The organism is uncultured Gimesia sp. (assembly GCF_937919775.1).
Lineage (GTDB): Bacteria > Planctomycetota > Planctomycetia > Planctomycetales > Planctomycetaceae > Gimesia.
On the sequence record NZ_CALFPF010000678.1, the window covers coordinates 1 to 16,273 of the forward strand.

The following is a 16,273-nucleotide window of genomic DNA, read 5'->3' on the forward strand; positions in this document are numbered from 1 at the left end:
TCAGGACAAGTCGGCATCGCGAATTCGCTGGGGAGCGGGTTGATCGAATCTGTGGCGTTCATGGCATTCATGCCCCGCTTGTGTAAATCGCTATTGGGTGAAGAGCTATTAATGCCCGGGGTTGCCTCCTGGTGGTGCGGCGTACCGGATCAAATGAATTACGTTTTGAAAAATCTTGAGAAGCTGGTGATTCAACCGGCGTTTCGCGTGCGTGGCAAAAACAGCCCCACGCTCGAATCAATCAGTAAAATGTCGCCGAAAAAACTGACTGAGTTGATCAAGGCGAATCCGACGCAGTTTGCCGCTCAGGAAAAGGTGATGCGATCCAGTATTCCCGTCTGGCGGGGGGATGTTCAACCAGCTTACCTTGCGTTGCGTGCTTACGCGGTCAACAGTGGCGAGTCTTATACCGTGATGCGAGGGGCCCTCGCCCGCACGGCTTCTGCGCTCGATCCACTTGAATTATCAGTCCGCAAAGGTGAAGGAAGTAAAGACGCCTGGGTTCTGGCAGACAGCCCGGTTGAATATGTGACCCTGCTGAAAGAGCAAGGTCGTACGATTACCTTACGTCATAGCGGTGCTGAACTTCCCAGTCGTGCTGCAGACAACATTTTCTGGCTGGGGCGCCAGCTGGAAAGAGCCGAAGCGATCGCCCGCTTACTACGCAGTACAGTCAGCCGACTGAGCGGCGAAACCAGATCGACGAGCGATCTTGAAGTCCCTGTCCTGCTGCGTTGTCTGGCGGATCAGGGGCAGATCGAGCCAGGTTATGCCATCGATAAAATGCGGAGCCAGTTGCCCCCCGTCGAACACATCTTGATTGCATCGGTGTTTGATAAATCACAACCGACCTCGCTGCGTTCCGTGCTGGATCAATTGTTTCGGCTGGGATCGATCGTGCGGGACCGTATTTCGCTGGATACATGGCGCATTATCCGTCGCATTGATAAAGGTTTCCTGCCGGCGCCATACGGTGTCACAAACCTGTCCGATGTATTGACGATGACCAATGAGTTGATTACCGAACTGGCAGCCTTCAGCGGTATTATCATGGAAAGTATGACGCGAACTCAGGCATTTCGTTTCCTCGATTTGGGCCGCCGCGTGGAGCGATCACTGCAGATTTTGAGTCTTGTTAAAAACTGTTTCATTCCCATGCCACAGGCACAAGGGCCGATTTTTGAAACGGTGTTGGAAGTCGCTGACAGCCTGATGACCTACCGCTCGCGTTATCTGGCAAATCTTCAATTAGCGGCGGTACTTGATCTGCTGTTGACGGATGAAACCAATCCGCGGTCGCTGGTATTTCAGTTCATGCGGCTTTCGAAACATGTCGAACAGCTTCCCCGCAATCAGACACTGCCCGGATATACGGCGGAACAACGACTGGTGATGACACTGCTCCATTCCGTTCGCATGTTAGACATACAGGCGATTGCAGAAGCCCACAGCCTTGGTGACTATCAACCTCTGGAAGGTCTGATCGAAACCTGGGAATCTCAGTTACCCAAGTTTTCAGAGGCAATTTCGCACCGGTATCTCGTTCACGCTGTTTCTTCTCACCAACTCTCAGATATCAGCCCTCAATGAAATATAAAGTCACACACACTACGAAATATGCGTATTCCCAGGCGGTTCCGGTTTGTCATAACCTGATTCATCTGGCGCCGCGTACTTTGCCGCATCAAGACTGTCACGAATACAAGTTGCTGATTCACCCCGAACCGTTCAGCATCAGCAATCGGAAAGATTACTTCGGCAATGATGTTTCCTACTTCTCGATTGATCAGGCCCATCTGGGACTTGCTGTTACTGCCACGAGTCGTGTGACGGTTTCTCCCATCCCTGAAGTTTCAGAGGCCGAAACACCCTCATGGGAAGCCGTGGTCGAGGAGTTGGAGAAAGATCATTCCCCGGAAGGGCTCGACGCTGATCAATTTGTGTTTGATTCCAGAGGTGTCAAACACTTCCCTGCTCTCTTGGATTATGCGAAAGTCTCATTTGAAAAAGATCGTCCCATCTTATCTGCCGCGCTCGACCTGACCTCGCGTATTTACAAAGATTTTAAGTATGACCCCCGTGCGACGACCGTGCATACGGAAATTAATGAAGTCTTTGAGAAACGGCATGGCGTCTGTCAGGACTTTGCACACTTCCAGATTGGCTGTCTGCGTTCGATTGGTCTGGCGGCGCGTTATGTAAGCGGCTACTTAAGGACTGAGCCACCTCAAGGCAAGCCACGTCTTATCGGTGCGGATGCATCGCATGCCTGGTTGTCGGTATACTGCGGAAAAGCGGGCTGGATCGACTTGGACCCCACAAATAATGTCCGGGCTTCAACCGATCATATTACCGTGGCCTGGGGCCGTGATTACTATGACGTCTGTCCGATTCAAGGTACGATCATCGGAGGCGGCGAACATAAAATGAGCGTCTCGGTTGATGTCGCCCCGGAAGATTCCGTGACGCCACAAAACCAGGTCGATAACCCCACGTAGCGGGCGAGTTATGCGCTGGTCGAAACCTGGGGAAACACTCTGCCAAACCTCCAGAGAGACTGTTTTGTCGCTATGGTTTTTCCATCCGTTTGTGTGCATGATATTTGTGGCATTGTAGACAGCTTTGAGTTTCTGTGGTTTTGTTATGACAGGTGACGCATGTCTGATGGCTGACGGGTTGGAAGCCACTGGTGCAGGTCTGCTGGCCGTCAACGTTGATCTGCCAGAACAGATTCGCGGGATCGCGGGCGAAGTAGTCCTGCTGCAGGATGGCTGAGTTGTCTGGCCTCGACGGTTCGAATGCATGACAGCCTGCGCACTTCTCATATTGACCCATTGATAAATGCGGCGCATGTGAGAATTGGGTGAAGCCTTCGGTTGTCTGTGAGGCTGGTAACGGAAGCCAGTTGATCCGGGAGAGGCCCGTTTCGGGATTTTGATCTACGGAGTGGCACATCAGGCAGCGTCCCGAAGCGAGTGCTCCCTGTGTGTCTTCTGTTCCGGAAGCGGTTGGATTTGAGAGAATCCGCCACATGGGGTCCCGATCTAATGCCTGAGTCTGACTACGGACCACTTGATCGAGCCAGCCTTTGAGCAGCGGGTCGGCGTGTCCCAGTGGACGGTAGCGAATGGTGAAATCCGATTCCGAAAGCGTCCAGCCATTACCGGCGTCTCGTGGAATTTGGACTGTTTGCGTTTTGCTCACATTTGCGGCCGTCGCTGGAATTGGTTTTTTCTCCCGATGTAATTTGATTTCGGTCGCCAGATTCGGAAACCAGATCTGCTGTGCCTGCGATAGCGTGGGGATGAGAGACGGATTGAGATGCAGGTACTCGGGATGGGAGTTGCCGAGACGCTGTTGCAGAACGGATTCGCCGTCGGTGGAGATGTCGTAGAGCAGCCTTTTGATGGACCAGGCAATCTCTGCCACAGCGGCATACTGGTCCGGATCAACGCCGTTCAACTTGCGGTAATCGACCGTCCCCAGTTGTTTGATGGCGTTTTGGTATAAAGGATCCTGTTCCAGCAGCAATTCCATCAGTTGCGGCAGTCTGGCAGTTTTAAAGGTGCCTGTCGTATTTGGCCACGTCCCCTGCGACTTCATGATCTGGGGAGAGATGGCGGGGAGCGCAAAAAACGGAACGCCGGGGAATTCTAAATCTTCGATTTGAGGTTCGTGGCAACTGGCACAGGTGTTTTTAAAACTGCCTGTCAGCATGAAGCGGCCTGATGTATCGGGGGTGTGGCAGGAGTCGCAGGAATCGGGTTTGACCCCGGCAGGCATCGTGCGTTTAAATTCATCTTTCACAAAATAGCGATTGAGGTGCGCGTCATGATCGAAGTAGATGCGTGATCGTCGGTTATATGGATAGTCCCCCAGAGCCGGATGGCCGTGCTGGAAATCTTCAAATTGTCGAGTGTGGCAGGTCTGGCATTGTAAGTCGGTCAAATGTGTGAGATCCGCTTTCCTGCCGTGATGCTCTCTGTGACAGGTGGAACAGGAAAGCTGGTCCTTCGTTGCAGGGGGACCGGTCAGTGAAGCAAGCTGCAGCGCGATGGGCGTTGAAACCGGTTCGTCTTTTGTTTGAATTCGTTTGGTGATTTCAGCCAGTCGTTTGAGAGAAACGCCATGCGCGAAGAGGGCTTCGTTTCCGAGTTCCGTATGGCATTTCAGACAAAGACCAGAATCTTTCAATGCGGTTTCATCATTGAAGGCGATGTGTATCCAGGTACCAAGGCCCCCTTCGGCTGCTGTATGACAGGCGGTACAGTTCGATTCAATTTTTGCATGAGAGGCTGTGACTGCTCCCGGTGAAAGCAGCGCTGATGGCGATGCACCACCGAAAATAATGAGACACAGCGAAGCGGCAATGAACGCAGCGATGCCTCCCAGTAACCGACGTCTGGCCAGCAGGCTGCGCCGCGGTTGGCAACTGGAATCAGGCTGGCAGCAGGTTCCGTCGGGTGCTGGTCCTGCCTTACACTTTCCACCATGCAAAATGGAGCGACTGCATTGATATTTGCCCCCTTTTTCTTCAGGCTCACATCGGCTTTGTACCTGGCAGTCTCCCTTGCTGCTCGGACCCAGATGGCAAGGCAGACCTTCTTCGCATAAACGACCGCAAACCCAGGTGTTTGCAGGGCGTTCATAATTGCTGCTCTTCCAGTCGAAAGGTTGTAATGGTTCTGTCATCCGCTGGTACTCGCAAATGCGCAGACAGCAAGCGTGTGATACACGGCAAAAATGATCAGGGAATATGTCAAAGGCACATGCACGAAGGGCCATAGTTTGATGATGGCTTGAAATATATACTGGTAATCGAGATCATCCTTTAACTGAATCTGTTCAGAGATCTGCTGCAGTACTGCCTGTTCCTGCGAATTGAGATACGGCTGTAACGCCGTTATTTTCTGTGACAATTCATGTCGATGACGTTCGGAGTGCAGGATGTGCCGCAGCTGATTTCGAGGACCTTCGAAGAAGGTTCGCAGATGTTCGTCGTAGAAATCCGGAATCGCACCCTTCCCTGAGGCGTTACTTTCAAGTACGAGCGATTTGACTTTGTCGTGTATTTTACGTCGATGGAGTGGGATTCGTTCAAAAATAACCTCTTCACCACGCGAGAGCAGTCGATGTGGAATACGCCGCGACAGTAACCATCCAATTACGCCACTGAAAAATACTGTCAGGTAGTTCAGAAAGAGTAGAAATTCAAACAGACCATCGGGAATCTGCATTTTCATGTGCAGCAAAAATACGACAGACGTCAGAAGGCCGAGAAAAATATGAAATTGAAGCCAGGCTGAAGTGTTTCCGATCAACAGGATGGAAAGCTTTTTACGCAACTGATAACTTGCCAGAATGAAGATGCTGATCAGTAACACTGTGCCGGTGGCAAAGGATGTTTTCGAGAGGGTGATCGAGAACAGATAACACCCCGCAACAATCATCAGGGAAAGAATTGCAAATGTTGTGATGGCGATTCTCTGCTGGAAGAGAAGATTTCTCATGATGCAAAAGCCCCTTCCACTTTTGTTGCATCATGCATATCCACGCGAAAAAGTGCATCGTGTGGACAGGCGCGCTCACAAGCAGGACCCCCGCGCTGGTCGATGCAAAGATCGCATTTGGTCGCTTGAGTGAGTGGGGCGTGAGTCTGGGAATCGACGATGAGTGCGCCTTTCGCATCTCGAATATCGACCATGCGAATGGCGTCGAAAGGACAATTGCTGGCACACTGGGCACAGCCGATACAGGTCTGTTCGTTGATAATGATATCACCCTGCGCGAGATCTCGAAAAATGGCCCCGGTGGGGCATTCAATCATACAGATCGGATCTACGCAATGCAGACAGGAATTGGGAATCATATACTGATTGAGAATGGGACCATGCCGAATGAAGCGGGGGTTATTGTCATGAGTTGTTGCACAGGCACGCACGCAGTCGTCACACCGGGTACAGCGATCCAGGTCAATTACCATTAATGATGTTCCCTGGACAAAATGGCGATCGACAAGCTGGCTAAGCAGAATATCATCTTTAAGTTTGACAGACTGGCTGCCTGTAGAACGAATGCTTTTTTTTGTTTTCTGCGACCCGGATGATTTTGACGATGAGTTTTGTGCGAGAATTTCTTCAACCAGTGTCGTTGGAACAAGCACGGCATTCAGGTGACCAATCGCACTGAGTTGCGTCTGGCAGGCGACCGGAGTCAGTGACTTTACTTCTGCCTGAATTTCGTCCAGGCCGAAGATCTGGCCCGGAGACAGATAGCCAATTGTACGGCGCCCATTGTAGTGCCGCTGGCTGATTCTGGCCAACCCGCTCCGAATCATCACGATCCCGCTGGGGTAATCTCCTTCCCGGATGATGACGGGCTCTCGTCCATCGGTCTTCTGATTCTGATCCTCGAGCAGTTGTTTAAACGGTTTGTGTGAGTCGTAGTTTCCAAAAGTATGAAATTCTACCTGCTCCACAATTCGTTGCATTAGCTCCGGTTGGCATGCTTGAAAGAGTGGGTCTGTCCGCAGAAATGCAGACAGAGCGCGTTCCCGAAAGACGTCTTCAATATACTGTTTCAGACTCCCCTCTTTGTCATGTCGCAGAATATCACGTATGCCTTGCCAGCGGATTTCAAGAAGCTGTGACACCCCTTCCGAGAAGACGGTCGCTACGCGACTGGTTCGCCCGAGAGCAGCGACTTCGCCAAACCACTGACCTGGTTCGAGCCGTGCGGTGCGGTATTTGTCGAGCACCGCGGAAACTTCCTGAAGGTAAATGCGTGTGCCGCCATGTGTGTTTCTTGAGTGGAAAGTGGCCTTGCTGCTGCTCACAGAGGCAATCTCGCGCACTTCAGGTTCACTGTTGTTGTTCCAGAGTTGAGTCAATGATTCCCAGAATGTTTTGACCCTGCTGGTGCGGCGTCCCAGAATTTCATCGGGCAACGATGTCTGCTTCTTTTCCAGTTCCACACGCATGTTACCCGACAGAATAAAAAATGCCGAATTTCCCCAGTCGCCCCGACGCACGATGATATCACCTTCATCAAAGCCGACGATGCGGACATCATTCTTCAGGATGTCGCGCAGTGGTAGAGACCGCTTGAATCCAGAAGGATCGATTTTGGAAAAGGGAGGCGCTTTCAGCAGCGATTCGACCATCTCATCAGTCATTTCCTCCTCACTACCCACCTCGAGCGAGAAGGGTTTATCCCAGCGGCGCGGTCGTGAAATGGGTGGTTTCGACATAGGAGGAGGTCTTGCTGCTAGCTGGGATGTGACAGAGACATCTTAGTTTTTCAGATACTTGTCCTGGTACTGCTGAGAATAATGTGGTGGCAGCTGGTTGATCATGGAATCCAGTCCGGCGAGCGTGGAACCATCATGAGTTTCTGCGAACAACTTTGTCTGTGTAGCGACTTCGTCTGCCGCTTTGGTGTAAGTCTCTTTATCGGTAGGCAGCGGCGCAAACAGCGTGCCAAACATCGGGGTAATGAGCATGGTCACTTTTTGAATTTCGGGAGTTGGTGCGATGGCATTGATCTGGGTCAGTTTCCCGTTCGCCGCTGCGATAATCCCGCTGAGTTGTGGAATGACTGCCGGGTTGGAAGCCTTGGCACGTAAGCGTAATGCCTTTTCTAATTGGACGAGTGTACCTACGACGAACTTCATTCGCCTGCGATTTTCAGAATTTCCGCCAGTGCGTTCCATCCATAGTGAGGGGGCATCTGCATTATCAGATTTGTTGACCAGGAAGTTATGCCTGACTTCACCACTCGACCAGGAAACAAAATCAAAGGCGCTTGCCGCTTTGTGTCCCGCGGCGATTAACTTTTCATTTCCCACGAGATGGCAGTTAAAGCAGGCTTTCGACAAGCTGTAGAGATTCGAGGATCGGATCATGCCCGCGTTGTCACATGCTTTGATCCGTTCCGCTCGGTGTTCCGGAGTTTCATCCGCACGCGGAATCGGCATACTGGAATGGTAAGACTGGTGACGATTGAGCCAGCCTTCATCCCCGCCTGCTGCCCCGTGGCACTTTTCGCACGAAACGCCGGAAATGACTTTCACCTGACCGTCTCGGATAGCTTTCGTGGCATGACAGTCGGCACAGATTGAATCGGCGAGTAAATCTGCGCTCGTCAGTCCCATGGCTGTTGCGTATTTTATTGTGTTCCCCTCAAACTTGTAGAGTCGCAGATCGGGGGATTGAAAGTGCACCGTTTTCATCCAGGTTGCTACTTCCGCAGGATGGCACTTTTTGCAATCCGCGGCGACGACGCCCATGGTGTTTTTTGTTTGCTCTGATTGTTTCTCTGTAGCTGTTTTTACAAATGCGGTTGCGGTAGCAGCGGGCTCGGTCGCATACATTTTCTCTGACAATACAGAAACAGAAATTTGCAGGAACAGGCAAACTATCATCGTCAACAGGCAATGGACTTGCTTGAGAGAGCGAAATCTGCGATGGGCAAGATTCATGATGAGAAACTTTCTTTGCATGTGAATCAGAGACAGGCTGCAGCAATTTTGCGGATTGTATTAGTCACTCTGCAATGAGAGTTTTCCAGAATAGGAGACTTACAAGACCGTATGAAAACAAAACTACTCTAGCTTTCTAACGAGAAAGAAATTTGAATTTCTACTCATTTTCTGACGAGTTTTAAGAATTCCTGACGTTTCAGCGATAAGGACGGTTACCCTGAGTCAGAAACCACGTTTTGTATGTAGGGCCCTGTGATAACAATGGTTCAAACACGCTTGAATCCAACGTGTCAATACTATACCGGGGTACTATACCCGGGTCAATCTCTGAATGACGCATACTCAACAGGACTTTCCAATGATGCATCTGGTTGCAACAGGTTCCAGGCCGGGTGAAAAAAAAGAATGGCATATCCCCGATTCGAAGCCATTGCTATTAGGTCGAAGTGCCGAGAACGATTTCGCTGTTCCTTGGGATTCTACAATTTCCCGGGTGCATGCCGAGTTCGAGCGAAAAGAGGATCAGCTTAAAATTCGCTGTTTTCCGAGTGTCCGGAATCAAATCTGGTTCGATGAGCAGTTCCACAGTGAGTTGATGGTCTCGGTCGGAGATTTGTTTCAGATTGGTACGACTCAGTTTCAATCGGTCGACAGAAGCGAAAATACCGGGGTCCTGGAGATTCTGGATGACCTCGATACTGATTCAGGAATCTTGACCGAAGCCAGTCTGCGTACTTCCGATTTCCGCATCGAAGCGGTTTCCAGACTGGTTCCAACTTTGTGGCTTTCGAAAGATGAAGATAATCTGGCAAGGAGCGCCGCCCAGATTCTCAAAGACGTGATGCACCATGCGGATGTAGTTGCCATCATCAAGAGTAAAGGCGAAAAAAAGTGGGGTGTCGCGTTTTGGGAACAACCGGTTCCCGGTTTTCGACGTGTTTCGATTGTCAGATCATTGGTTCGCGATGCTTTAAGAAATGGCGAGACAGCAATTGAGGTTGAGAGTAGTCGGCGGGGAGAGTCATTGGCGAATGGTCGTTGGGCATTCTGCACTCCGGTCAAAACTGACGAAAACGATAAATGGTGTCTCTACATCTGTGGCCGCTTCGGGGAAGAATCGCCTTCCAAGGCATTTTTATCAACTGCGGATCTGCAGGATGATTTAAATCTGGTGGAATTGCTCGCTCAGATGCTGTCAGCCATCCGCCGAGTACGCAAGCTGGAAGAACGGTTTTCAGGTATAGAGCAGTTTTTCTCACCCGCAATTATCAAAATTGTTTCCGAAGAAAATACGAAACATACGCTGGAGCCAACGGAAACAGAGACTGCGGTTTTATTTTGTGACCTGCGCGGGTTCTCACGTATGACAGAGCAGGCAGGTGAAAATCTACATTCATTTTTAGGACGCTTGAAAAATGCTTTGGGAGTGATGACTCAGGGAATCAGCGGTCAAAATGGTGTGATCGCTGATTTTCAGGGAGACAGCGCACTCGGTTTTTGGGGCTGGCCGCTTCCGCTGACAAAAGGAGCACTTCCTGCGTGCCGGGCAGCGCTGCGCATTCTGCAGATGTTCCGCATTTCCAACAGCACTGAACGAAATGAATTAAGCGGATTCGAAGTGGGAATTGGCATCACCCGCGGGAACGCGATTGCCGGGAAAATTGGAACCAGGGAACAGGCAAAAGTAGGTGTGTTTGGTCCTGTGGTCAACCTGGCGTCTCGTCTGGAAGGGATGACGAAACAGATTGGTGTTCCCATATTAATTGATGAAGCAACAGCTGAAGATGTTCGCAGTCTGATGCCGGAAACCGAAGGCCGCTGCCGACATATCGGCTTATTTCGCCCTGCCGGCTTTGAGGCACCGATCTCCGTTTATGAGTTACTGCCTTCCGAAGGCAAAAGTACGATTTCAAATCAAAATATTGCCGACTTTGAAGCAGCGGTTGCCGCATTCATCGCGGGCGACTGGGATCATGCACTCGATCTGTTGGGACATCTGCCTCCCAAAGATCGCGCGAAGGATTTCCTGCTGCTTCAGATTGCCAGCCAGAACTACACGGCCCCCGATCATTGGGATGGTGTTGTTACGCTCAAGAAATAAGAAGCTGTGTGATCTGCGTCTGGCAGGGCTCTGCCATTGTAGTTTACTCAGATGCGGAAGTTCTGCCAGGGGTTACTGTACTTAGGTGCATTTTTAATTTGCGATTGATGTATTCCCTTTTATTTATTTCTCATCAAAATATCCGATTATTCCGATTATGACTATTAAGCAGCGACTGTGGTCCTGCGCGCAAACTAATTTCAATCATACTATTTTGCTTATTCTACGCTTTGTAGATCGGGAGTATAGGAATGGAGTCCTCTCCTCGCGGGAATCGAGTCAATACCTGGCGCTATCTGGCGTTTGCGGTAGTGCTTCTCGTCATTCTCCTGCCAAATATCTATTACCAGTACGCGCAGGCGGAAATCAAGGGATATGTCAGGCTGTCCGGGACAGGTGTCTCTCCGAATACAGTGACCGATGCGAAAGAGGAATCCGGGACGAAACGGGACGCGGTTCTGCAATACGCGATTGATCAGGCTCATGCCGAGTGTTATGAAGATGATCCTTTCCCCTCAGCGGCAAAATGTGGCAAATGTCATCCGCAGCATTATCGCGAATGGTCGGTCTCGCCGCACGCGTATGCCCAGTTGAGTCCCGTTTTTAATGCGATGTCGAACAAGCTGATCAAATTGAACAACGGCACGCTCGGTGATTTTTGCATTCGCTGTCATACACCCGTCGGTATGGCGTTATCCGAACCCATTAATATGAGTAATCTCGACAGGCCCCCTTCCTCGCGCGAAGGTGTGACTTGTGTCTCTTGTCACCGTATTAATCAGGCATGGGGTAAAGGCGCCGGGCGACAGGCACTGGTGAGTGGCGATATCAATCAGGTCGTGTATGGGCCGAGAGGTGGTGAAATCCTGGCGGAAGTATTAGCGAATCCTGATAAATATGGTGTGCTCAAAACAACCGATGATCCTGCTACCCGAGGTCGTGCTATTCATGCGGAAGCGTATGAGTTTTTCCAATTGACCACCCCCGGTTTCTGTGGGAGTTGTCACGATGTGTTCGCTCCCAACGGTTTTAGGCTGGAAGACGCTTTTAGTGAATTCAAACATTCCCCTTCCGCCAAGATGTGCAAAGAGAATTGCCAGGACTGCCACATGGGCGCAGTGCCCGGCAAGCCGCTGGGTTATACCTATTCACCTGCTGCCATCATCGGCAATGTGCCGACGCCGGTCCGCAAGCATACCAATCATATGATGGTGGGCCCCGACTATCCGATTATTCATCGAGGTCTTTTTCCGCATAACCCGGAAGCGGTTAAAGAAGAAGGTGCAAAACCCGCACCCGATCAGGGGCTTGCCACTATGCGGGAATGGCTTTGTTTCGATGATGCTGCCGGCTGGGGAACCCCGGGATTTGAAAAGCATGTCACGCAAGACACCTATTTTCCCGCTCCCTGGGATGATCAGATACTGCGAATTAAGGCACGTCAGATATTGAATGACCAGTATGAATTACTCGGAGAAGCAGCAACACAGAGACTGCAGATATTAAGAGCCGGCTATCACCTGGGAGAAATCGAAGTTGAAAAGGCGAATAGTTATGGATTGCGATTTGCCGTCCCCGTTTCCAATATCACGCTGGGACATGGTGTGCCAACCGGATTTGATGCAGAACGTGTCGTCTTTTTGCGGACGATGGTCTGGGATCAAAGTGGTAGACTCGTGTTTCAGTCGGGAGACCTCGATCCGAATGGAGACATTCGCGATTCACACTCCTTGTACGTCCACAATGGAGAGCTTCCAATCGACAGGCAGTTATTTACTCTGCAATCTCGGTTCATCACCCGCAATATACGAGGGGGCGAGCGCGAGCAGGTCTTGAATGTGCCTTACTCTCTCGACCCGCTCCCTTACTTTCGGCCGGAAACGCGTCCGTTTACTGTTTTAGGTCGACCTCAAGGCGCCCGCAAGCAAAAACAAAATATCCCGCCGAGAAGCAATCGCTGGGCGGACTATCATCTGACACGCAAGCAGCTGACAGGACCTGGCAACTATACCGTTCGTGTTCAACTGATCGCGGGAATGGTGCCGGTCAATTTGGTGCACGATATCTCAGATGTTGGTTTTGATTACGGAATGTCTGCCCGCGACGTTGCGGACGGCGTTGTTGACGGGCACATGGTGCTGTATGAAAAAGTGGACACGATCTGTATTCCATAATATTGAATCATGATACTTCAAAAAAACAAACATCAATTCCTGAACCTGATGCTGGCGAGTACATTCCTGTTGTATTCGGGAGTTGTTGCTGCGCAAGATCCCGAGGCTCCTGGTAGAGTCATTCTCCGCCCTTCTCCGGAATATGCCGCCGAAACAGAAGCCGCTGATGAGAATGATGAATTTTACATCGATCCCTACGCCGAACGCGTCGAATACGACCCTTACGTCAAATATGATTCCACCCCGCTTTATCTGAAACTCGGCGAAACTTTAATGGACGTGTTGTCCGCACCTGCTGAGCCGCTGGCACATTTAGGTCAATTCCTGCTCTGCGAGGAACATTACGCTCCGGAAACTCCATTGGAAGAACACGCGATCGGTTTGCAGCCGATTCCCGAGCGTCCCGATTTAATAGTTGAAACGAACGAGAAATTTCTAGATATCGGCTTTTTGAATCAGGGTATCGTCATTCCCACGGGGGCCGTCTGGCGTCCTTCTTTCTGGGTATTCGGCACCTACCGCACCGGGCTCAACTATTTTAATAATCGGACGGGAAGTAATGTCAGCGAATGGGCCAACCGGCTTGATCTGTTCGGTCAGTTAAATCTTTCGGGAACCGAACGACTGCTCGTGGGTCTGCGATCGCTGGATAAGGAACTGACCGCCTCGCGTCTGTTCTCAGGTTATAACTTCCACGATGGGCAATGGCTCGATGGTTTGAATGCCGACATTCAGACACTATTCTTTGAAGGTGATTTTGGCGAAATCTTTCCCAACCTGGACCCTTACGATGTCCATCGATTTGACATTGGTTTTTCCGTCGGTCGACAGCCGATGTCGTTTCAACAGGGCTTGCTGATTAACGAAGACATGGTGGATGCCGTCACTGTCACGCGCAACACCATCAACGGCGGAGGCATTCTGAATATGCGCGTTACCGGTGTGTACGTGGAAGGTGATATCAACCGTAATAACAACGTGCATGATCCCGATTCGAAAATGTACGGTCTCTTTACTGAGACTGATCTGGAAGTGAGTACGGTCAACGCTGATGTGGCCACCGTCAATTCCAGCAATCCGCAGTTCGGCAGCATGACGGCGTTCGGGTTGAGTGCCATACAGCGATTGCACGGGTTTCATAACACATACAATACCTCATTCCAGGTGCTGGGATCATTTCCCCATGATGGCGAGACAGTGGCCTCTGGTCAGGGAGAACTCCTTTTTAGCCAGATATCGATGACGCCGCACCATTCAAACGATCTAGTCTATTTCAACACATTCTGGGCCATCGATCAGTTCACTTCTCCCGCTCGCGGCACACTGGCTGGTGGCCCCCTGGGTCAGGTGGGGCTGCTGTATGCTGCTTCCGGACTGGGACAATATGGCGCGCCTTTGAGTAACCAGGCGACCGATGCTGCGGGGGGAAGTCTGGGTTATCAGCTTTTTTATGACAAGACCCGTCAGCAGCTGATTTTCGAAATTGGTGGCCGTAAAAATACCCAGGGAATCAACGATGGTGCCCTGGCGGGAGCCATTCGTTATCAGAAAGCGATCGGACAGCACTGGATCATGTTGCTCGACAGTTTTGTTTCCAAACAGGAATCGCGTGGTGTCGGCTCCGGTGCGAGAATTGAATTTCTGGCAAAATTCTAGCGCAAACCCGTCAGAATCTTTCGCTGGTACGTAGTAGTTCCTGGTAGCCTCTCCAAATGACTTCAATCGAATATAACCATTACAGGCCGTGTAATCGGGACTCGTGGTGCGACTTGTCGCCACCGGAAGCAATCGGGTACAATCATTATCTGATAGCAAACAGACACTGCCTGGGAGAACAATTGATTGTCAGATGAGCACGAAAATGCGGAGGAGTTTCTCAACCGGTTACGACAGGATCCGGAAGGGGTACTCGCGGATGAATACAGCCAATATCGTGACCGTCTGTGGCGCATCGTGAATTTTCGTCTTGATCGGCGTCTGCTGGGCCGCGTTGACGCGGATGATATTCTGCAGGAAGCATACCTGGATGCTGCCACACGGATTGAACATTATCTGAATGACCCTGCGACCTCGTTTTTTATCTGGTTGCGTACGGTTGTGGGACAAACGTTGATTGACGTGCATCGACGTCACCTGGGTGCCCAGAAGCGTGATGTACGACGCGAAGTGAAAGCGAAACGCAGAGTTTTTTCTGCATCGACTTCGTTTCAAATCGCTGATGTGCTGCTGGGAGATTTATCATCTCCGAGTCAGGCGGCTCTCAAAGAAGAACTGTCGGCTCAACTGCATGAAGCGCTTGAAAGTCTGAATGAAATTGATCGTGAGATTTTAGTGCTGCGACATTTTGAAGAATTATCAAATCTGGAAGCGGCAGAAGTACTCGAAATCGAATCCAAAACAGCCAGCATGAGATATTTTCGTGCATTAACCAGATTACGCTCCATTCTGGTGCGCATTCCCGGTATCATTGAGTAACGGGTTGTACGAGATGAGACTTTAGTTGCAGAACGATATCGACAGGACAGCAGGTAATGTTATCTCCCGATTCACATCACGCGATCAGAAATCTGACACCACCGGAAATTCCTGATCTGGAACAGATTGCCGAAGAGTTTATCGCCCGGATTCGTGCAGGAAACAAGCCTGAAATTTCCGAGTTTGCCGAACGCTATCCTGATTTCGCGACCGACATCGAGGAGTATTTTCCTGCGATCGCTGCCTTGGAAGGCGGCAAGCATATCGAGCAGGTTCATGGCAAAGTCTCATTGGGAGCCAGTACGCCTCAACAGTTGGGCGACTTCAAAATCGTTCGGGAAATCGGGCGTGGCGGAATGGGAGTGGTATATGAAGCTGTCCAGGAATCGCTCAACAGACGCGTCGCGCTAAAGCTGTTGCCGCGGCATGCACTGCTCGACGAAAAACAACTGAAGCGGTTTCGTCGCGAAGCAGAACTGACGGCTTCACTGCATCATACGAATATCGTACCGGTATTCGGTGTCGGTGAAAATGCGGGCTTCCATTATTACGTAATGCAACTCATTGACGGTGTCGGGCTGGATGAGCTGGCTCAGAAAATTGTAGTGACGGCTGCCGACTCGTCTTTAAAGAAATACAAAACGGCGAATGCTTCAGCCACTCTCACGGGGAGTGATACCTCGCCGGGCATTAATACCGGCTCTGAGGGAGAGCCGTTCAAAGAACCCGCTGCAAAGGGAGCCGACAGAACCGAGTTTGATCAGTATGTCGATTCACCAGCCAGCATCGCTGCGCTGGGAGTTCAAGCCGCCCACGCTTTACAATATGCACACGACCGCGGGATTTTGCATCGGGATATCAAGCCGGGGAACTTACTGCTGGACCGTGATGGCCTGTTATGTATTACCGATTTCGGTTTGGCGCGGGTCGCCGAACAGAGCGATCTGAGCAAATCAACGGATATGGTTGGCACGCTGGGTTACATGGCTCCGGAAATGTTTCGCGAAGAGACCTGCTCCCAGAGTGATATTTATGGCCTGG

The 16,273-nt window shown here is 50.8% G+C and carries 11 protein-coding genes; 7 read left to right on the forward strand and 4 right to left on the reverse strand.

Annotation, left to right across the window (positions count from 1 at the left end; translation table 11 throughout):
- Both Q0294_RS19235 and Q0294_RS19240 read left to right on the forward strand, forming a co-directional pair.
- On the forward strand, nt 1-1,590 hold a 1,590-nt coding region (locus Q0294_RS19235; protein WP_299468692.1), incomplete at its 5' end, for a circularly permuted type 2 ATP-grasp protein.
- A complete protein-coding gene (locus Q0294_RS19240; protein ID WP_299468694.1) occupies nt 1,587-2,498 on the forward strand; it encodes a transglutaminase family protein in 912 nt (303 codons plus the stop codon). The genes Q0294_RS19235 and Q0294_RS19240, both read left to right, overlap by 4 nt.
- Before the next feature lie 70 nt (nt 2,499-2,568).
- On the opposite strand, the gene Q0294_RS19245 is transcribed toward Q0294_RS19240, so the two are convergent.
- From Q0294_RS19245 to Q0294_RS19260, 4 genes are read right to left on the reverse strand one after another with little or no spacing between them, the layout of a single operon-like run.
- Nucleotides 2,569-4,692, reverse strand: coding sequence for a cytochrome c3 family protein (locus Q0294_RS19245; protein WP_299468696.1), 2,124 nt, complete (start codon nt 4,690-4,692; stop codon nt 2,569-2,571).
- Nucleotides 4,689-5,510, reverse strand: coding sequence for a hypothetical protein (locus Q0294_RS19250; protein ID WP_299468698.1), 822 nt, complete (start codon nt 5,508-5,510; stop codon nt 4,689-4,691). Before Q0294_RS19250 ends, Q0294_RS19245 begins: the two co-directional genes overlap by 4 nt.
- Entirely contained in the window at nt 5,507-7,249 is a 1,743-nt protein-coding gene (locus tag Q0294_RS19255) for a cyclic nucleotide-binding domain-containing protein (protein ID WP_299468700.1), read from the reverse strand. The genes Q0294_RS19250 and Q0294_RS19255 overlap by 4 nt, the downstream gene beginning before the upstream one ends.
- 42 nt (nt 7,250-7,291) lie before the next feature.
- A complete protein-coding gene (locus Q0294_RS19260; RefSeq protein WP_299468702.1) occupies nt 7,292-8,479 on the reverse strand; it encodes a cytochrome c family protein in 1,188 nt (395 codons plus the stop codon).
- Nucleotides 8,480-8,840: 361 nt separating this feature from the next.
- On the opposite strand from Q0294_RS19260, the gene Q0294_RS19265 reads away from it, so the two are divergent.
- The 5 genes from Q0294_RS19265 to Q0294_RS19285 all read left to right on the forward strand — a co-directional run.
- Nucleotides 8,841-10,583, forward strand: a complete 1,743-nt coding sequence (locus tag Q0294_RS19265) for an adenylate/guanylate cyclase domain-containing protein (protein WP_299468704.1) — start codon at nt 8,841-8,843, stop codon at nt 10,581-10,583.
- Between the two features lie 251 nt (nt 10,584-10,834).
- On the forward strand, nt 10,835-12,757 hold the full coding sequence (locus Q0294_RS19270; protein ID WP_299468706.1) for a multiheme c-type cytochrome: 1,923 nt from the start codon (nt 10,835-10,837) through the stop codon (nt 12,755-12,757).
- 9 nt (nt 12,758-12,766) lie between these two features.
- Complete coding sequence (locus tag Q0294_RS19275; protein WP_299468708.1) at nt 12,767-14,413, forward strand: hypothetical protein; 1,647 nt, start codon at nt 12,767-12,769, stop codon at nt 14,411-14,413.
- 186 nt (nt 14,414-14,599) lie between these two features.
- On the forward strand, nt 14,600-15,232 hold the full coding sequence (locus Q0294_RS19280; protein WP_299468710.1) for a sigma-70 family RNA polymerase sigma factor: 633 nt from the start codon (nt 14,600-14,602) through the stop codon (nt 15,230-15,232).
- Nucleotides 15,233-15,288: 56 nt separating this feature from the next.
- A partial coding sequence (locus tag Q0294_RS19285) for a serine/threonine-protein kinase (RefSeq protein ID WP_299468712.1) occupies nt 15,289-16,273 on the forward strand: 985 nt, incomplete at its 3' end.